The organism is Marinobacter sp. JSM 1782161, from assembly GCF_011421605.1.
GTDB classification, from domain to species: domain Bacteria; phylum Pseudomonadota; class Gammaproteobacteria; order Pseudomonadales; family Oleiphilaceae; genus Marinobacter_A; species Marinobacter_A bohaiensis.
Genome location: NZ_WSSA01000002.1, coordinates 1,665,650 through 1,685,348, shown reverse-complemented (window position 1 = coordinate 1,685,348; position 19,699 = coordinate 1,665,650). Strand labels below are relative to the sequence as shown.

Here is a 19,699-nt window from a genome sequence, read left to right as displayed (position 1 = left end):
AGCCTATCGATACAAGGTGACAGGTCGGTTACCGAAATAAGACGAATCGGACGCTTATCAGAGCCGCCCTGACGCGTCGTTCTGGTACGCATTCCGGATTGGCGACGCAGCGCGAAAAGGCGCGGAACCGGGCTGTCGCCGGCTTGATTCGAAGGCCCGAGCGGTTTCTACTGGGCGGCGCCCGCACGCATCGGATGCGGGAAAACATCGAAGGAGATGGCTTTGGCAGGACGAAGTAAGGGGCTGATTCCGGTATGGCTGGTGGTGGGGGCGTTTATCGCCAGTCTGGTTTGGCTGGTCGGGTGGGCGTCGTTGACGCCGGTGGTGCCGGCCATTTACGGGGTGGTCAGTGGCGTTCTCTTTTTCCTGTACGGTCTCGACAAACGGGCGGCCCGCCTCGATCGTCGCCGGGTGCCGGAGCGGCGTCTGCAGGCGCTGGCGCTGTTGGGCGGCTGGCCCGGTGCCCTGCTGGCCCAGCAGCTGTTCCGGCACAAGACCCGCAAGCTTCGTTTTCAGGTGGTCTTCTGGCTGATCGTACTGCTGCACCTCGTGGTGCTGGGGGCGCTGCTCCTGGCGCATGGCATCGAGGGGTGGCGGAATGAGCTGTGGCCGGAACTGTCGCGCCTGCTCGGCAACGGGTAGGGGATCGGTCAACCGTCAGTGGTCGAAGGCAACCCGTCGAGAACAACCGGGAGCATCCCGCTCCCGGTTGTGTTGACCGGTATCCGGTGAGGTTTTACCAGGCGTACTTGAGGGTACCCAGCACGGTCCGGCCGTCGCCGTAGTAGTTGGTGCCGTAGTAGCTGGTCACCACGTACTCTTCGTCCAGCAGGTTGGTGGCGTTGACCGACAGGCCCAGCTTGGGGGTGATCTGGTAGCGCACCATGGCGTCGGTCACCGTGTAGGCGTCGACCGGAACGGTGTTGGCGTCATCGCCGTAGGTCGAGCCGACGTAGCGCACGCCGCCACCGATCGTGACATCGCCTCGCGCACCGTTGGCCGGGAAGGTGTGATCCACCCACGCCGAGGCCAGATGCTCGGGCACCGCGGACGGGCGGTTACCTTCGTTGCCGCCGATGCCGTCTTCCTCGATTTCCGCGTCCCAGTAAGAGTAGGCCAGGGTCATGTTGGTGTTGCGGGCGAGGGACATCTTGGCTTCGAACTCGGCGCCGCGGTTGCCGATCTTACCCACCTGACGCTGGATGACGGGAGTCACGTTGGTGGGCACGTTGGTCTGGGTCAGGTCGAACAGCGCCACGGTGAACAGCGCGTCGAGCGTGGCCGGCTGGTACTTCATGCCCACTTCGTATTGCGTGCCTTCCTGGGGCTCAAGCGAGCCTTCCACGGAGTAGCCGTTGGCGCTCGGTGCATACAGCGGCTGGAAGGACTCGGAGTAGTTGCCGTAAACCGACAGGCCGTCGGTGATCTTGTAGGTCAGGCCGGCGCGGGAGGTGAAGCTCTCGGCGGTGGTGCTTTCGTCGGTGTCGGTCGTGAAGTAGTGCACGTCGGCATCGAAGTAGTCGTAGCGTCCACCCAGCGTCAGGATCCAGCGATCGTTGAAGGTCAGCTCTTCCTGGGCGTAGACGCCGTAGGCGTTCTGTTCCGGTTCGTAGTCCTGGTAGACGGTGGACACATCGACGCAGGCACGGCCGCAGTAGACCGGGTCGTAGATGTCGATGCCCGGCGCCGACCCGAGCAGGGTGGTTTCCCGGTCCTTGTCGTAGGTGTAGTCCATGCCGAACAGGGTACGGCTGTCGATGGAGTCGGTCAGGGCGGTGTCGTACTGGAGCTGGTTGTCGATGCCGAAGCGGTCCGCCTCGCCGTCCACCGAAAAGGCGGTGCGGTCGACGCTGGGATCGGTGGTGCCGCCGTAGACCTGCTCGTAGTCCAGGTCGATGTGACTGTAGCGGGCGGTCTGGCGGAAGGTCAGCGCGTCCGAGAACTGGTGCGAGAACAGATAGCCGAGGGATGATTCGGTGGTGTCGAACCGGTTGAAGTCCGGCTCGCCCAGGAAGCTTTCCGGATCGATGTCGGCGTCGGCGGGGAAGCCATAACCGGCGTTGCTGTCGCGCTTGCTGAAGTTGGCCAGAAGGGTCAGCGAGGTTCTGTCGCTGGGCTGGTAGGTTACCGCTGGTGCGATGTAGAAACGGTCGTCGTTGGAGTAGTCCCGACCGTGGGTGCCGTCCTGCCACAGGCCGGTCAGACGATAGCTCCACTTGCCGTCGTCATCGACCGGGCCGCCGAAATCGGTACCGGCACTGAGGTGCTCATCGCCGCCGGTGACGAAAACTTCGCCGTGCTCGGTGGATTGCGGGCGTTTGGTAATGGCGTTGACCAGACCGCCGGGACCGTTCAGCCCGAACAGGCTGGAGGTGGAACCTTTCAGCACGTCGATCTGTTGCAGGCCGTACGGTTCGATCCGGGAGGTCGTGAAACTGGGAATGCGGCTGGGCAGGCCATCGCGATAGGTGCCCAGGGACATCTGGTTGAACCCGCGAATCCGGTAGAAATCGTAGCGGTCGTCCGAGCCGTAGGCATCCACCGAGACGCTGGAGGTGTAGGACAGCGCCTGCTGCAGGTCCTGGACGTTACGGGTTTCCAGTTCTTCTTCGGTGATGACCGAGACCGAGGCCGACGTATCGACAATCGGCGTGTCCATCTTGGTGCCGGTGGCGCTGCGGCTGTTGACCACACTGTCCGTCACCGGTCCCACCGCCGATTCCGCGCTGGCCTGGACCTGCAGTGGATCCAGCGGCGTGGCGTCATCGCTGACTTCCGCGGCGGCTTCCACCACGACGGTATTGGCGTCGGCCAGGCTGTAGCTCAGGCCGGAGCCCAGCAGCAGTTGGCCCAGGGCGTCGGCGTTGCTCAGGGTGCCGTTGACGGCGGGCGCCTGCAGGTCGCGCACCAGCGAGCCATCGACCGTAATCTGCAAGTCCGATTGCTGACCGAACAGGGCCAGGGCCGGTGTCATCGGCTGGGCCGGAATATTGAAGGTGTTTTCGGCCTGCAGTGCCGAGACTGCCTGCTGGGTGCTGGTCTGGGCGTTGGCGCTGGCCGGCAGCAGCATGGGCGTCAGGCCGGTGGACAGCAGCAGGGCGCTGGCCAGGACGCGGCGGCGGTATCGGGTGGGGGAGTGGGTGGATGCCCCGGTTGTCATCGAGTGTCTCCGTTGGATGTTTGTCGTGCGTTAATGAGAATTTGAACGTTTCTCATTTGCGTGCTTGAGACAAAACGTCGGCCGGAGGACTTTTTTCAAAAATAATCTGAAATTGCCTCAAAAAACCTGAAATCGAACATTCGTGCGCGTTCAGGAGGCGGACACCAATAGCAACCAGGGCGTGATTTCCCGCACAACGGCCTGTTGAGCCCGGGCAATGCCGCGCAGCGCGCCGACCGGATTCTTCAGGTTGTAGACGCCGGTGACGGGCTGCCCGGCGAGGGCGTCGTCGGTTACCACGATGCGCCCGGGGAAATAGCGTCGTAGCCGGTCAACCACGTCACCCAGGGGCTGGTCCTGGGCGATCAGCTGGTGCCGGCGCCAGGCGGCGATCTGACCGGTTGGAAGCATGCCGCGCTCAACGCTTTGGGCGTCACGGACCGTAACCGTCTGGCCCGTCGTCAGCACTTCTGTGGCATCCGCCCGTAAGGCTGGATCGACCCGGACCCGGCCGTGCTCTACGGATACGGCGGTGCCCAGGTCCCGGCGCAGGACGTTGAAGCCGGTACCCAGCACCGTGACCTCCGTGTTGTGGGAGGACACCCGGAACGGCCGCGTGGGCACCGGCGTTACCTCGAAGAAGGCCTCGCCCCGCAACAGGTCGATATGGCGCTCGCCGTCACTGTAGTGAACGCTGATGGCGCTCTCCGGCGCCAGGGTGACGACGCTGTCGTCGCTCAACTGGATATCGCGCGTTTCTGCCGTATCCGTGGTGTAGTCCGCCCGCATGTGCAGGTAGGCGTGAGGGCCCACCACCAGCGCGAGCAGACAGGCCGCTATCGCCAGGCCGGCGACACGCAGACGTCGGGGGCGCCGCTGTGCCGCGCGGGGTTCAGCCCCGGTGGGCGGCGCGTCGTTTGCTGCGAAGGCTGCATCCTGCTGGTGGCTGGTAGTCTGACCGCGCATCTCATCCAGTGCAGCCTGCCAGGATCGGGGCTCGGCCGGGGCCGCGGCCTCAATCAACAGGGCGGTATGCCGGGTCGCCGCCCAGGCGTCGGCGTGCTCGGGGCTGCGTTGCAACCACGTGTCGAAGGCCTGGCGGAGGTCGTCGTTCCCGGGCTCCTCCTGCAATCGGATCATCCAGTCGGTCGCTTCCCGGTCGATCCGGGCGCGGCTTGATTCGGTGTTCCCTGCCATTCCCGTGTCTATCCCTTTGCGGCTCGTTGAGTGCTGTTGTTATCGGGGCCGTTCTGCTGCCAACGCGGTGCCCTGATGACGAAACGTTCCGACACCGGCTTTTTCCAAAAAAACAGGTTCCGGGAAAACAGAGGCGCTGTTTGGCGTTGCATGGACACTAGAGACGCTCCAGACGCTCTTTGCAGTACTCGATGCCTTCAGCCACCAGCTTGTGGGCGAGGGCGACGGAAATATCGAGATAGGCGGCAATTTCCCGCAGCTTGGCGCCGCCGAAGCGGTTCATCTCCAGTGCGATCCGGGTGCGCTCGGGCAGCTCGTTCATGGCGGCCAGGACCCGCGCGTACTCGTCCCGGTAGAGGTTGACCGTTTCCGGGTTGCGGGCGGTATCGGCGGCATGTGGTGAGGCGTCGTCCTCCGGGGCCGGTACGGTCACCGGGGGCTCGCGGGTGGTGCGGCGAAGGCTGTCCAGCGCCAGGTTGCGCACGATCCGGTAGAGGTAACCGGTGGCGTCATCCAGGAAGCGGCCCCGGGACGCCTCGTCGAAACGCAGCCAGGCCTCCTGCACCAGATCCTCCGCCGTCACCCGGCTGCCGGTAATGCGGCTGGCATAGCTGACCAGCGCACTCCGGTGGCTGACGAACAGGTCAAGCGCGGATTGGGGATGGGACAAGGCGACTGCTTCCTCAGAAAACGACGCGGCCAGGGCCTGGATCGCGGCGCCTATTGATACCAGAAAATGAGATTGATTATCAATTATTTCCACGCCAGGCATCGATGGGCGCCCTGAAATGTACGACTTTTGTCTAATGGTTGGTGCGTATTTCTAGATATATCTTGCTATCAGATATATCGAAAATTACAAAAAAGATCGCACAATACCTATGGAAAACCACCCCGCAACCCGTTGCTTTCAGTGCCTTTGCCGTTCTCCGGCGGTGGCCTGCCACGCACGGCGAATGAAGAGGTGAAGCATGACGCACGTTGAAACCCGCGATGTGGAATATGTTCAGGACGACACCCGCATGCTCGGTTATTTCTGTTCGCCACGGGATGCGGCGCCCGGGAGCTGTCCCGGGGTGCTGGTCGTGCACGGCGCCGAAGGTATGACCGAGCACGTCATGGCCAGCGCCGAGCGGCTGGCGGCCCTGGGGTACGCCGCCCTGGCTGTGGACTTGTGGGGCGGGCGCAAGCGGCTCAACGGCCCGGCTGAATTCGACGACATGATCGGGCTTTTTGCTGAAGACCGGACACTTTGGATGGGGCGCATGGAGGCCGCCCGCGAGACGCTCCGGGCGCAGTCGTCGACCCATCCCGGCAAGCTGGGCGGTCTCGGCTACTGTTTTGGCGGTTCCTCGGTGCTGGAGTTTGTTCGCAGCGGCGGTGAGTTGCAGGGCGTGGTGAGTTTCCACGGCGGTATCAACCTGGTCCACGACGACTGGTCGGATGCCTGCGGCGAGGCCCGGGCACTGATCTGCACCGGTGCCGACGACCCCATGGCCAATGCCGACGACCTGGCCCGTGTTCAGGAGGCCATGACCCAGGCCGGACTTGGTTGGGAGGTCAATCTGTACGGCCACACCAGGCATGCCTTTACCGAGGCCGACGGCCCCGGAACGCCCCCGTTTGCGGCCTACAGTGCCACCGCTGATTGCCGCTCTTGGCACGCCATGACGGGCTTCTTCGAGGATGTTTTCGGGCAGTGAGGGGCTGGGTGCCCCGTCACGCGACGACGCATGTCAGTAACAGGAGTGAATGATGGATCTTGGTATCGCCGGGCGCAGGGCCTTTATCTGCGGATCGTCCCAGGGGCTGGGGCTGGCTTGTGCCCGCTCCCTGCTGGGGGAAGGCGTGGCGGTGACTCTGAACGGCCGCGACGAGGACAAGCTGCGGACAGTGGTCGACACCCTGCGAAAGGATTTCCCCCAAGCCGAAATCGGTCATGTTGCGGCGGATCTCACCACCCGCGAGGGGCGCGCTGCGATCCTCAGGGCTGTGCCGGATGTGGACATCCTCGTCACCAATAACGCGGGCCCGGCGCCCGGCGCGTTGGAGGACTGGGACGAGCCGGCCCTGGATGCGGCCATGGAAGCCAATTTCATGCCCGCAGTGCAGTTAATCCGGGCCTACATCCCCGGCATGCGTCGCCGCGGTTTCGGCCGCGTCGTCAACATTACCTCGGCGATGGTGAAGTCCCCGCACTACATGATGGGGCTGTCCACTTCCGCCCGCGCCGCCCTGACGGCCATCAGCAAGGCCATCAGCCGAGAAGTGGCGGTGGACAACGTCACCCTCAACAACCTCCTGCCCGAGCGGGTGGATACCCCGCGCCAGGAATTCATGCTGCAGCGGCTGATGAAGAAGGAAGGAATCGGCCGGGACGAGGCACGGGAGCGCAACTGTCGCTCCATCGCCGCCGGCCGGTATGGCCGACCGGAGGAGTTCGGCGATGCCTGTGCATACCTGTGCAGCGCCCAGGCCGCGTTTATCTCCGGCCAGAACCTACAGCTCGACGGTGGTTCCTATGACGGCCTGGTCTGACCGGAGCGGGCGCGAACCGGAGGAGATAAGCGGTATGACGCGTGGGGAGCAGGACAGCCGACTGGCCATCCTGGAATTCGAGCGAGTTCGTCAGCGTGCCCTCACCGAGCCGGATCTGGGCGTGTTGGAAGGGCTGCTGGCCGACGACCTGGTGCATATTCACAGCACCGGCATGGTTCACGACAAGCCGGCTTTCCTCAACCACATCCGCAGGATGGGCGGCTTCGTCTCGATCGAGCGTGAGGTGCCCGAGATACGGGTCGAGGGACACCTGGCCGTCGTCACCGGCGTCACCATTAACACGGTGCGCTCGCTGGAAACCGGTGAGCGAATGGTCCGCCACGGATTCTCCACCCTGATTCTACGTCAGGTGGAGCAGCGCTGGGAGGTGGTGCTGTCCCAACTGACTCCGGTTCGCGACAGGTCCTGACCTGTCTGGACGTTCATTCGTGAAAGGAAAAACAAGATGAAACTGGTGCGATTTACGGAAAGCGGGACCACCCGTATCGGCAAGGTTGTGGGCGACCGGGTGGTGGACCTGTCCGGTGTGGCCGGCGTGGGGCACTCCATGCGGCAGTTGCTGGGCGACCTGCCGCAACTGCGCTCTGACCTGGAGGGCGTGGCCGAGCCGGCCTTTCCGATGGACAAGGTGCGCCTGGAGGCGCCGGTCAACGATCCGCAGAAGTTCCTGGGGATCGGGATGAACTATGCCAAACACGCCGAGGAGGCGCGCCAGGCCGGCATCAAAATTCCCGAGAGTCAGCTCTGGTTCAACAAGCAGGTCAGTTGCCTGAACGGGCCTTTCGATCCGGTGGTCAAGCCGCAGGAGTCGGACATGCTCGACTACGAGATCGAATTGGGCGTGGTCATCGGTCGCCGCTGCCGTCACGTGAAGGCGGATGGCGCACGTGCGGTGATCGCCGGTTACCTGATCGTCAACGATGTGTCCACCCGGGACTGGCTGCACAAGTCGCCCACGTTCACTCTCGGTAAGTCGTTCGACACGCACGGCCCTATCGGCCCCTGGCTGACCACCGATGATGAGATCGCCGACCCGCTGAACCTGGACATGAAACTGACGGTCAATGGCGAGGTGCGCCAGCATTCCCCCACCAACGACATGATCTATGACATCTACCAGCAGATCGAATACCTCTCCACGGTGATGACCCTGGAGCCCGGTGACATCCTGGCAACGGGCACGCCGTCGGGTATCGGTGCACCCACAGGCAACTTCCTGGAGGAGGGCGACGTGGTGCGGTTGGACATTGAATCCTTGGGCTACATCGAGAACCGGGTGGTCGGTGACGGCCGGGGCTGACGTCGGTGTGTACACCGATCCGTTGATCTATCGAGGAGCAAATGGCATGGCCAGTGACGATTATCGTGACTACATCCTGCCGCCGGACACTTTTCGTATCCAGGCGGCGCGGGGGGTGGACCCCAAGACCTATACCGAGCGCATGCTCTCCAACGAGAAGGGCGCCAAGCTGCGCGACGAGTGGCAGGCCGCCCTTGATGAGCCCTTTCAGGGTGTCACGCCCGACGGCGAGGTGGAGCATGGTCTGTTTGATCTTGAGGATGAAGGCTTTGATGTGGCGCCTGCGGTGGCGGCGGCAGAGGCGTTCCTGGAGACGCTGGATGAGGCCCAGCGCAAGCAGGTCGGCTATCCGGTGGACGCCCCGGAATGGCGGGGCTGGTATAACCCGGAGATTCAGTTCAACGACAACGGTGTACGCCTGGAGAACATGTCGGAGGGCTCGCGCCAGGCGTTCCTGAAACTGCTGCAGGCGTTTACCAGCGAAAAGGGGTTCACCAAGATCCGGCGACTGATGGACGCCAACCACTTTCTGGGCGAACTGTACGACCTTAACAACATCATGAACCGGTGGAGCTATCACGTTCTGATGTTCGGCGAGCCGTCCACCACAAAGCCCTGGGGCTGGAGCCTGTACGGCCATCACGCTGCCATCTGCTGTTTCGTCGTGGGGCGTCAGCTGGTGATCTCGCCCACCTTCATGGGGGTGGAGCCCAAGCACATCGACCGCGGCGACGGAGAGGCTTTCACTCTGCTCACCGGCGAGGAAAGCCTGGGGCTGGCGCTGATGCAGTCGCTATCGCCGACGCTGCGCGAGCGGGCCACGATCTATCGGCTGATGGAAGATCCGGCCATGCCGGACTGGCGCTTCAACTTTGCCGACCAGCGCCACCTTGGCGGCGCCTGCCAGGACAACCGTGTGATACCCCTTGAGGGCATACGTGCCTCGGAATTGGATCGATCCCAGCGCGCCAAACTGATGCAGGTGATCGAGACCTTCCTGGAATTTTTGCCCGACGGTCCGCGCGCGGCGCGTATGCGGCTCGTCGAGAGCCACCTGGACGACACCTGGTGGAACTGGATCGGCGGCTGCGGCGATGACGACGTTTTCTACTACCGCATCCAGAGCCCGGTGATCATGATCGAGTTCGACCATCACAGCGGCATGTGGCTGGGCAATGAGGAACCCGCCAAGTTCCACATCCACACCATCACTCGCATTCCCAACGGTAACGACTACGGCAAGGCCTTGCTGGATCAGTTCCAGAAGCATTGCGGATGCGGTGTTCATGGCCCCGATCGGGAGCCGGGGCAGGCAGGATAGCCGCTCCGTCCCCAGGTCGGTCACCTCGTTGTTGTGTCGGAGGTGACTTGCCCCGGTTGCTGCATTGGGAATGCATCCGGGGCCCTTTTAGCCGCTAGCGGGACCGTTATCTCAAGACTGAGCCTTTTCCCGGGCTGGCTGTACGCCGGGCCGTTGGGCCTGCCTTTGTCTGGAATACGGTCGCGAGCTGGTATCGATACACGCCGCGGAAGCGCGTCCGGGTGACGCGGAGGAGGGCATGACACGCCGCCGGAATTCCGGTCAGGCCCAGAAAAACAGCGCGTTTATTCCAATCCATAACAAGACAGAAGCACACGAGAGAACAAGAGGGGCAACACAATGACAATAAAGTTGATATCCAGGTTGGGCTCTTTCATCGTTTCGTTTTTCCTGCTGTTCAGTCCGGTCGGTCATGCGGCCGAGGCATCCGGAGAATCCGTGGATTCGCTCAACGACTGGCTGGCACAAGGGACGTTTTTCGGTGAGCTGAAAACGATGACCTTCTTCAAGACCTACGAAGGCATCATCGACGACAAACGGACACATTCATTCGGCGGCGAGTTTCAGTATCGCAGCGCCGATCTCCACGGTTTCAGTTTCGGCGTGGGTGAATACTCCGCCTACAATTTCGGCCTGAATCCGTCCAACCCGGACGAGACCGAGGGCTATGTGCCGTCCGACAACATCACCATGATCGGCAAGGCCTTCCTACGCTACCGGGGCGCTGGTTTCGATCTCAAGGGCGGCCGCATCGGGCTGGATACCCCCTTTGCCAACGAAGGCGACGGCCGCACCATGATCCCGGCGCTGTACGAAGGTTTCGGTGGCACTTACGCACTGCCGTTCAATCCCGACATCAAGGTGTACGGCTACCGCATTTTCCGCTTCAAGCCCTTCAGCGAAGACAGCTTCATCGAGGGGGACGCCGGTAATCCGGAGATCCCCGAAACCGACACGCCGCAGACGGACAGCAATGGCTTTGCCACTGCGGGTGTGCGCTGGGGGCATCGTTACGGCGCCAATGCCGAGGCCTGGTACTACAACTTCGACAAGCGCCTGCAACTGGCCTATGCCGGTTTCCAGATGCCGCTGGATTCCCTGAAGATGGATTCCTGGACCCCCTTCTGGGCCCTGCAGTACGTCAAGGAATGGGACGTCTCCGATCAGACGGCACCGTTTGAGAACGTGGACACGGACCTGTATTCCGGCCGTATCGGGATCAACTCTCGCCACGACAAGATCTACCTCGCCGCGACCTATGTCCCCCACAAGGACGACGCTTTCCTCAGCGGCGCCTACGTCGCGCCCTACAGCTACGGTATCTACAACTCCACGCCGATCGAGGATGGCCAGCCGTTGGCGTCGCTGGCCACCAAAGACCAGCCGGGGCGCTCCTATTCACTGCGCTACGTGCACCATGACGACAAGCTGCTGGCGGTTCTGGGCCTGACGCGCTTTGAACTGGAGGAATCGACCGGGATCAACTACCCGCTGGATGAGTCCGAATTCAACGCCGGCTTCGTGATCCTGGGTTACAACGTCACCGATCGTTTCGGGCTGCAGTTCGAAGGGGATTACATCGACTCCGACTCCGACGTGACCGGCGCCTACCACGCCGAGCGTATCCGCATCACCTACAAACTGGGCCACGCGCCGGGGCACGGTTAGCCGCCTTTCGACAAGGGGCGCCCGCCGGTTTCGGCGCCCCGTTCTTCACCAGCGAGGTCAAACCCATGCAGCGACGACAGAGCATCTATATCGACGGGTTCGCACACAGGAATCCCATCCCGGCAGCCTGCCGCGTGGACGGCATGCTCTATTCGGGCGTGATCTACGGGCGTGATCCCGCCACTGGAAAAATGGCCGACGGGCTGGAGCCGCAGTGCGCCTTAATGTTCGGGCATGTCCGCAGCATCCTTGAGATGGCCGGCGGCAGCACCGCCGACATCATCAAGATGACCCTGTGGATGCAGGACAAGTCCCAGCGCGACGTGGTGAACCGACACTGGGAGCGGCTGTTCCCGGACCCGCAGTCGCGCCCGGCGCGTCACGCGCTGGATGGAAACTTCACCGGTAACATGCTGATCCAGTGCGATTTCGTGGCGGTACTGGCGAACCGCTGATCCCACCGTGACACCTGGTGCATACGCAGAGGACCTTTCCATGACGTTCGATAGCGGTAACCGCCGTCAGCGTGTACAGCTCATTGTGGTGCTGGGCATCCTCAGCGCGGCGTCCTCCCTGGGCACGGACATCTACTTGCCGGGGCTGCCGGCGCTGACCGAGGAGTTTCGGGCCGATCCGGCCGTTACCCAGTACAGCCTGAGTCTGTTCTTCATCGGCTTGGCGGTGGGTCAGTTTCTCTATGGTCCCATCGCCGATCGCTACGGCCGCAAGCCGGTGCTGTACTTCGGGTTCACGCTCTACCTGTTGGGCTGCGTGGCCGGTGCCCTGGCGGGATCGGTCACCACGCTGATCCTGGCGCGGGCGCTGCAGGGCCTGGGGGCCGCCACGGGCCAGGTGATTCCCCGCGCCATCGTGCGTGATCGTTTCTCCGGGTCGCAGGCGGCCCGCGTGATTTCCTTCGTGATCATGGTGATGGCCATTGCCCCCCTGGTGGCCCCGCTGATTGGGAGCCTGGTGCTGAGTGTGGCGTCCTGGCGTGCGATTTTCTGGCTGTTGGCGGCCTACGCCACCCTTGGTTTGCTGGCTTCGGCACTGTGGCTGGGCGAGTCCCACGGTGTCGACAAACGCGCGCGCCACGGTAGCCTGCCAGCCCAGTACCTGGGCTATTTCGAGCTGCTGCAGCGCGGACCTTTCCCGCTGTTCCTCGCGTGTGGGGTGCAGATGTTCGCCGTGCTGTTTGCCTTCGTCTCCGCCAGTTCCTTCATCTACATCGACCAGTTCGGCGTCGACGACTCCCTGTTTGGTTTCTACTTCAGCTTCAACATGATCGCGATGCTGCTGGGGAATCTGATTAATGGCCGGCTGGTCGTGCGCTACGGGTATCTGCCCATGCTGGGCATCGCCGTGAGCAACACCCTGATCTGGAGTATTGTCCTGCTCGTCATGGCCGTTACCGGCGCGGGTGGGCTCTGGGGCATCGTGATCCCGGCCTTCCTCATGTTGCTGACCGTCAGTATGGCCGGAGCTAATACCATCGCCGGGCTGCTGGACCTGGCACCGGATACCGCCGGCGCGGCTTCGGCGCTGTTCGGCGTGACCCAGTTCGGCTGCGCGGCGCTGGCGGCTTCCCTGGTCGGCGCACTGGGCAGTGACGCCGTGGCCATGGCCAGTGTGACCTGTGCCGCGGCGACTGGCGCAACACTGACCTACAGACTGTTGCGGCGCCGCTTGACCGGGACCGCTGTGGAAGAAGCGGCTTAATCGCTGTCCGAACCGGTCGCCCACTCCGGCCGGTGCCAGCATTGTCTGCATGTCAGGCGGATGCTATATTTCAGATATATCTAAAATTAAGTTATATGCGATGAGAGTGGAGTAGCCAGCTTGACCAGCTTGAAGAGTGCGGCGGGAAGTAACCCGAGAAAGAGTAGGGCAAAAGGTAACAAGCGTGATGATCGTTCTCCAGGCCATGACGGCGACAGGTCCGGTGACGCTGCCGGCTCGGGAAGCCGGGGCGGCCGACGCAGTGGCCGTTTGTTCGACTACGGCGAACTGCGACTGCTGGTCCTGACCATGCTCGCGGACCAGCCCAGCCACGGCTACGAGATCATCAAGCAGATCAAGGAACGCTTCGGCGGCAACTACAAACCCAGCCCGGGCGTGATCTATCCCACGCTGACCTGGCTCTATGACAAGAACTACGCGGTCATCGACACCGAGGGTGGCGGCCGAAAACAGTACAGCATCACCTCGGAAGGCAAGGCGTTCCTGAAAGCGAACGAGGCGCAGGTAAAGCTCCTGATGTCACGGGTTGGACCGTCCGGCAAAGGCCGGCCGCCGGCGCAGATCGTCAACGCAATGGACCACCTCAAGTTCGCCCTGAGTCTGCGCATGAAGCGTGAACCGCTGGCGGAAAGCACCCTCGACAAGATCGCAGGGGTCATCGATGCGGCGGCCGATGAGGTTGAGGAACTAATGAACGAGCGGCCGGTGGCCGATACCAACGTCAAAAGCGTCGCCGTTGTCGAGACGCCGAATGCGGAGCGTTTCGTGCGCCGGTTGAGCAGTCACTTCCAGCACAAGACGCCGGTCACCGCCGGCGAGAACTCGGTCCAGATCCGTATGTCCCGGGGGGCTTGTTTCCTGGAGGCCGGGGAGCATGAACTCCGTGTCACCGTCATGTCGCCCGACGTCAAGCAGATGGGGGAACTCCAGGAGATCATCGTACGTCACCTGGAAGATGCCGCCGTCCGCGAAGAGCTGAGGTTCGACTGGCAGTCGGCCTGAGCCGGCTGTTAGCCGACACCCTGGAATGATCGGCGATATTTGGGGCCGGCGGACCATGGATGGGGTTCGGAGTCGCGCACTTGATACAACTGTTTGAACATGTTTTGAAAGAGGATGTCATACATGTCCACGCCGATTCTTTTCATCAAGCATCAATGTTCCAAGTCAGAACAGGAGATGCTGCGCGTACTGCGGGCGATTCACGACCGTGCGGATCCCTTTCCGGGTATTGCCCCCCAGCTCGGCCATCAGGGCGTGTCGGAAACCGACATCATCGATCTGATCGAGGTCTTCCAGGCCCTGTTCCGGCAGTTTGGGCGGTTCGACATGCTGGGCCCCAAGTCCCCCTGTGTGTCGCGGGATGAGCTCGACCTGCTGGCGACGCTGAACTATTTTGCACGCTACCGCTTGCCGATGAAGGGCGTCGAATACCCGGAAGACTCCGGCCCGTCTTATGATCTGCTCCAGGCCGGCGCCGCCCTGTTGGAGCGGGTCGGCGTCGCCTTTCGCCCACGTCCGATGCCGGAGACATTTGCCGGCTTCCGGCTGTAAGGCCAAAGCCTGCTGACTGGCCTTGACCACCCGGGATCCGGCCAGGAGGGGCAGGACCAAAACCGGGCCTGCCTGTGGGATTCAGGACGTACCGGCCCGGGGCGGTACTTTCTCCTTGAAGGCGCTGGCCAGTCGCGTGCTTTCCTTGACCAGCAGGCCCACGTCGCTGCCGACAGCCACGAAGGTGGCGCCCAGTTCCAGGTAACGTTCCACCAGTTTGGGATCGGCAGACAGAATGCCGGCGGCCCTGCCGTGTGACTGGATGCGCTTGAGGGCGTCCTCGACCACGGCCTGGACCTCGGGTGCTCCCGGATTTCCCAGATAGCCCATATCGGCGGCAAGATCGGCAGGGCCGACGAAGACGCCGTCCACGCCTTCGGTGGTGGCGATGTCATCCAATGCCTCCAGGCCGGCCCGGTTTTCGATCTGCAGCAGCAGGCAGATCTCGTCGTTGGCGGTCTGCAGGTAATCCGGGATGCGGTTGAACGCCGACGCTCGCGCGAGGGCCGCGCCGACCCCCCGAATCCCCTGTGGTGGATAGCGTACCGCACGCACCATGTCCCGGGCCTGGGCAGCGGATTCGATCATGGGCACCAGCAGTGTCTGGGCGCCGATGTCCAGGTATTGCTTGATCAGGGCCGGCTCGCCGATGGTGGCGCGAACCGCGGTATGACACGGCGAGGCCGCCAGGGCCTGGAGCTGCGCCATCATCAGGGGCACATCGTTGGGGGCGTGTTCGCCGTCGATCAAGAGCCAGTCGAAACCGGCGCCGCCGCAGATCTCGGCGGTATAGGGGCTGGCCAGGGCGACCCAGAGGCCGATCTGGGGACGCCGCTCCAGCAGCGCCTGTTTGAAAGTGTTACGCGGGGCAGGCATGGCATTCCTCACTCAAAGAAGCAGCTGACGGTGCCGTAGGGGCCGAAGTCGCCGACGATGGTGTCACCGTGGCGGGCCTCGACCGGGCGGATGAAAGAACCGGACAGCACCACCTGACCGGCCTCGATGCGGTCGCCGTAACGGGCCAGGCGGCGGGCCAGCCAGGCGATGCCGCGCGCGGGATGATTGAGCACCCCGGCCCCCAGTCCGGTTTCCTCGACGGCGGCATTGCGCGAGACGATGGCGCCGGTCCAGCGCATGTCGATCTCGTGGGCGCGCACGGCCCGGCCGCCGAGCACGATGCCGGCATTGGCCGCGTTGTCGGAGATGGTGTCGACGATGGTACGTGCGTGACCGGTTTCCGGGTCTTTGCGCAGAATGCGGGTGTCCAGGACCTCCAGCGATGGGGTCACGTAGTCGGTGGCGTTGATCACGTCGAAGACAGTGACGTCGGGGCCGGACAGCGGGGCTTTCATGACGAAGGCCAGCTCGGCTTCAATTCGGGGCTGGATAAAGCGGTCCGGCGGGATGCGGTTGCCGTCCTCGAACAGCATGTTGTCGAACAGCACGCCCGAATCCGGTGTGTCGATGTTAAGGGCGTATTGCATGGCCTTGGAGGTCAGGCCGATTTTCCAGCCGATCACACGGTGGCCGGCGTCGATCTTGCGGTTGACCCAGGCGTTCTGGACGGCGTAGGCGTCGTCCAGAGTCATGCCCGGATGTTGCAGCGACAGGAGGCCGGTCTGCCGACGGTTTTTCTCGGCTTCGTCCAGGTCGGCGACGGCCTGCTGGATGGCGTTTGGGTCGAGCATGGTTTATCCCTCGTCTTCCACGATGTTGCGCAGCACGCCGATGCCTTCCGCCTCGACCTCAACCACATCGCCCGGCTGCAGCCAGAGCGGTGGCTCGAAACGGGCGCCGGCGCCGGTGGGGGTGCCGGTCACCAGAATGTCGCCGGGTTCCAGTGTGGTGAACGTGGATATGTAGGCGATGATCTCGCGAAAGGAGAAAAGCATCCGGCTGGTGCGGTCCTGCTGGCGAATCTCGCCATTGACGCGGGTCGTCAACTGGATATCGGCCAGTTGGGACGCGTCGGTAAAGGGCACCAGCCAAGGACCCATAGCGCCGCTGCTATCGAAGTTCTTGCCCTGGGTGACGTTGAACTTGGCGTGGCGAACCCAGTCGCGGATGGTGCCTTCGTTGCACAGCGTCAGGGCGGCGATGTGGTCCAGCGCTTTAGCCGCCGGGATGCGACGCCCCTTCTTTCCGATGACGATGGCGATCTCGCCTTCGTAGTCCAACTGCTCGCTTTCCGGCGGCCGTATCAGCGGCTGCAGGTGGCCGGTCAGGGAACCGGGAAAACGCACGAACAGGGAGGGCTTGGGCGGCGCGTCCTGACCGTCGCGGTACTCGGCATTGCGGTTGGGATAGTTGACCCCGACGCAAAGGATCTTGCCCGGTCTGGGCAGGGGAATCTCATAGGTAACGTCTTCGGGGCTGAAGTCGGGCTCGAGGTTGGTGACCTCTTCGGCGAGTGTGGCCAGCGCGTTGTCGGCGACCACCTCGTGCAGTGTCGGCCAGCGGGACGAGTAGCGGGCCGACAGGTCGATGATCCCGTGATCGGTGACCAGGCCGTAGAGGATACCCCGGGGCGACGATAGAGTTGCAAATCGGGCGTGTTTCAACTGAGCCTCCTGTTGTTGTTTGGACTCGAGTCAGTTTCAACGCGGTTCGCCCGAGAGGGCGGGCGAAAACAGGCCGCCATCGAGTATGGCGGCCGCGTTCCCGGTGTGGATGCCGGGGGATTTAGTCGAGGTTGATGTTGAACATACGGGCGGCGTTTCCACCCAGGAGGTTGGCCTTGTCTTCGTCGGTGACGTTCAGGGATTCGATGGTTTCGATGCCCTGGAAGAACCAGTCCTTGCGGATCGGGTAGGAACTGCCGTACAGAATGTTCTTGCTACCGATGACGCTGACAGCCGCTTCGAGCTGGGCCTTGCCCCACTGCGGGGCGCCGGAGGTGTCGAAGAAGATGTTGTTGCTCAGCTGATCGCGCAGGTTGCTGGTGCCGGTCTGGAAGCGGTCCACGGCATCGTTGAACTTGTGCTGGGGCGGAACCAGCATGTCGGCGAAGGCGTAGAAGGCACCGCCCAGCATGGAGTGGATGAACTTCAGGTTGGGCAGCTCGTCGAACATGCCGCTGAACAGCTCGCGGCCGACCGCGGTGGCCTGGTCCACGCAGCGACCGAACTGGCGACGCTGGTTGGTGTACGGCAGTACCGAATGGTAATCCACCGGCAGCGGCGTGTGGTGGACCACCACCGGTACGTTCAGGTCATTGAGGAACTTCAGGTACGGACGGAAGACCGGGTCGTCCAGGTAGATCTGGCCGTAGTGGGCCACCATCTGCACGCCCTTGAAGTCCAGTTCGTTCAGGCAGCGGTCGACTTCGCGCAGGCAGGCGTCGGTGCCCCAGGGCGGAACGACGGCGAGCGCGGTCATCTTACCGCCACTGCGTTTGACGTATTCGGCCATACGGTCGTTGACCAGTTTGCAGGTCTCGATGTCGAGCCATTCCTGCCACACCGGCAGACGGAAGACCGCATGGTCCACGCCGGCTTTTTCCATGTCGGCCAACTGGCTTTCCAGGGTGTACTGACCTTCGGCGTAGTTCAGGTTCACGTAGCCCTTGGGCTGTTCGATGATCAACTGCTGCAGGTCCTTGCCTTCGATCTGTTCGACCCGGGTGTGTACGCCGTATTGGCGGGGGATGCAGTCGAGAAAGGAATTCAGCAGATTCTTGTCGGAGAACAGGTCGCCCGGCAGCCAGTGCATGTTAGCGTCGATGATTTTTCTGGAACTCATGGTTTTGGTCCTTGTTGTGGTTTCAGTCGTGTTTCTGATTGCTGTTGTGGATTCATGATTGCGCGCCATCGTGCGACGGCGAACGTTGGGCCGGACCGTTTCTTGCGGAACGTGCCCGGTCCCGGTTCGACTTCCTCAAGACGTGGAGAAAACCGATTTGTACTTCCCTGACTCGCCGGCGCCCTCTTTTTTTCCGGGGATCTTCATCCCGGCCTTGGCGTGGTATTCGCTAAAGATGGAAAGCGCTTCTTCGTAGGGGAAGATCGTCTCGATATCGTCGAAGGGTTTGCCGCCACTGCGTTCCTCGACAATGCGGCGAACCACCTCCGGGCCTTCGCCACGGGAGGCCATGACCAGCCAGTTGACCTTTTCCCGGCGCTCCGCCTCGTATTGCCTGAGCGCCTCCGCCGGGTCGTCCACCGCGGCCAGGCGCTCGGCCAGCACGCGGGCGTCGACGAAGGCCTGACAGACGCTGTTGCCGCCGCGTGGGTACATGGCGTGGGCCGCGTCGCCGAGTAGCGTGATGCGACCGAACGACCATTGGGGCAGTGGGTCGTGGTCGATCAGCGGGAACAGGTAGCATTCCCGCGCGTTGCGGATCATCTCGCCGACATCGAGGAAGTCCAGCTTGCAGTCGTCGAACACGTGTTCGATTTCCTGGATGCCCACTTCCTGATTCCAGTCTTCCTCGCTCTGGGGCTTCTCGTCCTGCTCGACCACCCAGTTGACCAGCTGATTGCCCTGGCCATCGACGTTGTCCTGGATCGGGTAGACGATCAGGGTGCCCTGGCGGATCGGATCGCCGATGTGCAGGATGCTGCCGCCGGTCTTGATCGGCGGCATGACGGTAACGCCGCGGTAGAGGGTCAGGCCGGAGAAATGGGAGCGGTCGGATTCCGGCAGCAGTTTGCTGCGGATGACCGAGCGGATACCGTCGACACCGATCACCACATCGGCGCGGACCTGGCCAGGCTCACCCTCGAAAGTCAGGGTGACGCCGTCCGCATCCTGGTCGATGTCCTTGCAGCGCGCGCCGAGCGTGATGGCATCCTCGCCCAGACGGTCCAATACGGCCTTGTAGAGCATCATCTGCATGTGGCCGCGATGAACGAAACGCTGGTCGTGGTCGTAGCCCATATGGCGGCCGCATTCCTCGCCGAAGATCTTCTGGCCGTAACCGGTGTAGAAGACGGATTCCCGGGCTTCGACGGAGATGTCGCGGAAATCTTCATACAGTCCCAGTTCGGTGATTTCTTTCACCGCATAGGGCTTGATATCCACGCCCACGCCGAGCGGTTTCAGCTCCGGGGCGGCTTCGTAGATGTGTGGGCGAAAGCCCTGCTGGTGGAGTCGCAGCGCGGTGGCCAGGCCACCCGGGCCCGCGCCGATGATTGCAATGTCCAGCATGGTTCGTTTCCTCTTGTTGTTAGCGGTAGCTCCGTGCCGGAGCCGGTGTCGG

The 19,699-nt window shown here is 62.9% G+C and carries 19 protein-coding genes; 11 read left to right on the top strand and 8 right to left on the bottom strand.

Features of this window, described 5'->3' with window-relative positions:
• The first annotated feature begins 216 nt into the window (after positions 1-216).
• Complete coding sequence (locus GQB00_RS07515; RefSeq protein ID WP_165855771.1) at positions 217-642, top strand: DUF1294 domain-containing protein; 426 nt, start codon at positions 217-219, stop codon at positions 640-642.
• A gap of 94 nt (positions 643-736) precedes the next feature.
• On the opposite strand, the gene GQB00_RS07510 is transcribed toward GQB00_RS07515, so the two are convergent.
• The 3 genes from GQB00_RS07510 to GQB00_RS07500 all read right to left on the bottom strand — a co-directional run bounded on the left by GQB00_RS07510 (position 737) and on the right by GQB00_RS07500 (position 5,027).
• Positions 737-3,160 (bottom strand): TonB-dependent siderophore receptor, encoded by a 2,424-nt coding sequence (locus GQB00_RS07510; RefSeq protein WP_165855770.1) that lies wholly within the window; start codon positions 3,158-3,160, stop codon positions 737-739.
• Between the two features lie 150 nt (positions 3,161-3,310).
• Complete coding sequence (locus GQB00_RS07505; RefSeq protein WP_165855769.1) at positions 3,311-4,357, bottom strand: FecR family protein; 1,047 nt, start codon at positions 4,355-4,357, stop codon at positions 3,311-3,313.
• A gap of 157 nt (positions 4,358-4,514) precedes the next feature.
• Complete coding sequence (locus GQB00_RS07500; protein ID WP_207950632.1) at positions 4,515-5,027, bottom strand: sigma-70 family RNA polymerase sigma factor; 513 nt, start codon at positions 5,025-5,027, stop codon at positions 4,515-4,517.
• Between the two features lie 301 nt (positions 5,028-5,328).
• On the opposite strand from GQB00_RS07500, the gene GQB00_RS07495 reads away from it, so the two are divergent.
• The 10 genes from GQB00_RS07495 (at position 5,329) to GQB00_RS07450 (ending at position 14,499) form a co-directional block, all read left to right on the top strand.
• On the top strand, positions 5,329-6,060 hold the full coding sequence (locus GQB00_RS07495) for a dienelactone hydrolase family protein (protein ID WP_165855767.1): 732 nt from the start codon (positions 5,329-5,331) through the stop codon (positions 6,058-6,060).
• 52 nt (positions 6,061-6,112) lie between these two features.
• Positions 6,113-6,895 (top strand): SDR family oxidoreductase, encoded by a 783-nt coding sequence (locus tag GQB00_RS07490; protein WP_111495033.1) that lies wholly within the window; start codon positions 6,113-6,115, stop codon positions 6,893-6,895.
• A 34-nt stretch (positions 6,896-6,929) separates the two neighbouring features.
• On the top strand, positions 6,930-7,325 hold the full coding sequence (locus tag GQB00_RS07485; RefSeq protein ID WP_111495035.1) for a nuclear transport factor 2 family protein: 396 nt from the start codon (positions 6,930-6,932) through the stop codon (positions 7,323-7,325).
• Between the two features lie 36 nt (positions 7,326-7,361).
• On the top strand, positions 7,362-8,216 hold the full coding sequence (locus tag GQB00_RS07480) for a fumarylacetoacetate hydrolase family protein (protein ID WP_165855766.1): 855 nt from the start codon (positions 7,362-7,364) through the stop codon (positions 8,214-8,216).
• Between the two features lie 46 nt (positions 8,217-8,262).
• Positions 8,263-9,537: a DUF3500 domain-containing protein gene (locus GQB00_RS07475; protein ID WP_165855765.1), complete on the top strand. Its 1,275-nt coding sequence runs from the start codon at positions 8,263-8,265 to the stop codon at positions 9,535-9,537.
• 438 nt (positions 9,538-9,975) lie between these two features.
• On the top strand, positions 9,976-11,205 hold the full coding sequence (locus GQB00_RS07470; RefSeq protein WP_207950631.1) for a hypothetical protein: 1,230 nt from the start codon (positions 9,976-9,978) through the stop codon (positions 11,203-11,205).
• A 65-nt stretch (positions 11,206-11,270) separates the two neighbouring features.
• Positions 11,271-11,660 carry a RidA family protein gene (locus GQB00_RS07465; protein ID WP_165855764.1) on the top strand — a complete coding sequence of 130 codons (390 nt, stop codon included), beginning with the start codon at positions 11,271-11,273 and terminating at the stop codon, positions 11,658-11,660.
• A 40-nt stretch (positions 11,661-11,700) separates the two neighbouring features.
• Entirely contained in the window at positions 11,701-12,924 is a 1,224-nt protein-coding gene (locus tag GQB00_RS07460) for a multidrug effflux MFS transporter (RefSeq protein WP_165855763.1), read from the top strand.
• A 270-nt stretch (positions 12,925-13,194) separates the two neighbouring features.
• Positions 13,195-13,947 (top strand): DUF2218 domain-containing protein, encoded by a 753-nt coding sequence (locus GQB00_RS07455; protein ID WP_165855762.1) that lies wholly within the window; start codon positions 13,195-13,197, stop codon positions 13,945-13,947.
• Between the two features lie 123 nt (positions 13,948-14,070).
• On the top strand, positions 14,071-14,499 hold the full coding sequence (locus tag GQB00_RS07450) for a hypothetical protein (protein WP_165855761.1): 429 nt from the start codon (positions 14,071-14,073) through the stop codon (positions 14,497-14,499).
• Between the two features lie 81 nt (positions 14,500-14,580).
• Here GQB00_RS07450 and hpaI read toward each other — a convergent pair whose 3' ends face one another.
• From hpaI to GQB00_RS07425, 5 genes are all read right to left on the bottom strand, one after another.
• Positions 14,581-15,375, bottom strand: coding sequence for a 4-hydroxy-2-oxoheptanedioate aldolase (gene hpaI, locus GQB00_RS07445; RefSeq protein ID WP_165855760.1), 795 nt, complete (start codon positions 15,373-15,375; stop codon positions 14,581-14,583).
• Between the two features lie 8 nt (positions 15,376-15,383).
• The gene (hpaH, locus tag GQB00_RS07440) at positions 15,384-16,187 is read right to left on the bottom strand and encodes a 2-oxo-hept-4-ene-1,7-dioate hydratase (RefSeq protein ID WP_165855759.1); all 804 of its coding nucleotides are present in this window, start codon (positions 16,185-16,187) and stop codon (positions 15,384-15,386) included.
• Between the two features lie 3 nt (positions 16,188-16,190).
• Entirely contained in the window at positions 16,191-17,060 is an 870-nt protein-coding gene (locus GQB00_RS07435; RefSeq protein WP_165855758.1) for a fumarylacetoacetate hydrolase family protein, read from the bottom strand.
• Between the two features lie 121 nt (positions 17,061-17,181).
• On the bottom strand, positions 17,182-18,240 hold the full coding sequence (locus GQB00_RS07430; RefSeq protein ID WP_111495053.1) for an amidohydrolase family protein: 1,059 nt from the start codon (positions 18,238-18,240) through the stop codon (positions 17,182-17,184).
• A gap of 135 nt (positions 18,241-18,375) precedes the next feature.
• A complete protein-coding gene (locus GQB00_RS07425) occupies positions 18,376-19,647 on the bottom strand; it encodes an FAD-dependent monooxygenase (protein ID WP_165855757.1) in 1,272 nt (423 codons plus the stop codon).
• Between the last annotated feature and the right edge of the window lie 52 nt (positions 19,648-19,699).

What these genes read in the sequence shown, in the direction of transcription:
- GQB00_RS07425 (WP_165855757.1), bottom strand. Translation starts at nt 19,647, where the DNA reads ATGCTGGACATTGCAATCATCGGCGCGGGCCCGGGTGGCCTGGCCACC.
- GQB00_RS07510 (WP_165855770.1), bottom strand. Translation starts at nt 3,160, where the DNA reads ATGACAACCGGGGCATCCACCCACTCCCCCACCCGATACCGCCGCCGC.
- GQB00_RS07480 (WP_165855766.1), top strand. Translation starts at nt 7,362, where the DNA reads ATGAAACTGGTGCGATTTACGGAAAGCGGGACCACCCGTATCGGCAAG.
- GQB00_RS07515 (WP_165855771.1), top strand. Translation starts at nt 217, where the DNA reads ATGGCTTTGGCAGGACGAAGTAAGGGGCTGATTCCGGTATGGCTGGTG.
- GQB00_RS07495 (WP_165855767.1), top strand. Translation starts at nt 5,329, where the DNA reads ATGACGCACGTTGAAACCCGCGATGTGGAATATGTTCAGGACGACACC.
- hpaH (WP_165855759.1), bottom strand. Translation starts at nt 16,187, where the DNA reads ATGCTCGACCCAAACGCCATCCAGCAGGCCGTCGCCGACCTGGACGAA.
- GQB00_RS07430 (WP_111495053.1), bottom strand. Translation starts at nt 18,240, where the DNA reads ATGAGTTCCAGAAAAATCATCGACGCTAACATGCACTGGCTGCCGGGC.
- hpaI (WP_165855760.1), bottom strand. Translation starts at nt 15,375, where the DNA reads ATGCCTGCCCCGCGTAACACTTTCAAACAGGCGCTGCTGGAGCGGCGT.
- GQB00_RS07460 (WP_165855763.1), top strand. Translation starts at nt 11,701, where the DNA reads ATGACGTTCGATAGCGGTAACCGCCGTCAGCGTGTACAGCTCATTGTG.
- GQB00_RS07450 (WP_165855761.1), top strand. Translation starts at nt 14,071, where the DNA reads ATGTCCACGCCGATTCTTTTCATCAAGCATCAATGTTCCAAGTCAGAA.
- GQB00_RS07475 (WP_165855765.1), top strand. Translation starts at nt 8,263, where the DNA reads ATGGCCAGTGACGATTATCGTGACTACATCCTGCCGCCGGACACTTTT.
- GQB00_RS07485 (WP_111495035.1), top strand. Translation starts at nt 6,930, where the DNA reads ATGACGCGTGGGGAGCAGGACAGCCGACTGGCCATCCTGGAATTCGAG.
- GQB00_RS07465 (WP_165855764.1), top strand. Translation starts at nt 11,271, where the DNA reads ATGCAGCGACGACAGAGCATCTATATCGACGGGTTCGCACACAGGAAT.
- GQB00_RS07490 (WP_111495033.1), top strand. Translation starts at nt 6,113, where the DNA reads ATGGATCTTGGTATCGCCGGGCGCAGGGCCTTTATCTGCGGATCGTCC.
- GQB00_RS07505 (WP_165855769.1), bottom strand. Translation starts at nt 4,357, where the DNA reads ATGGCAGGGAACACCGAATCAAGCCGCGCCCGGATCGACCGGGAAGCG.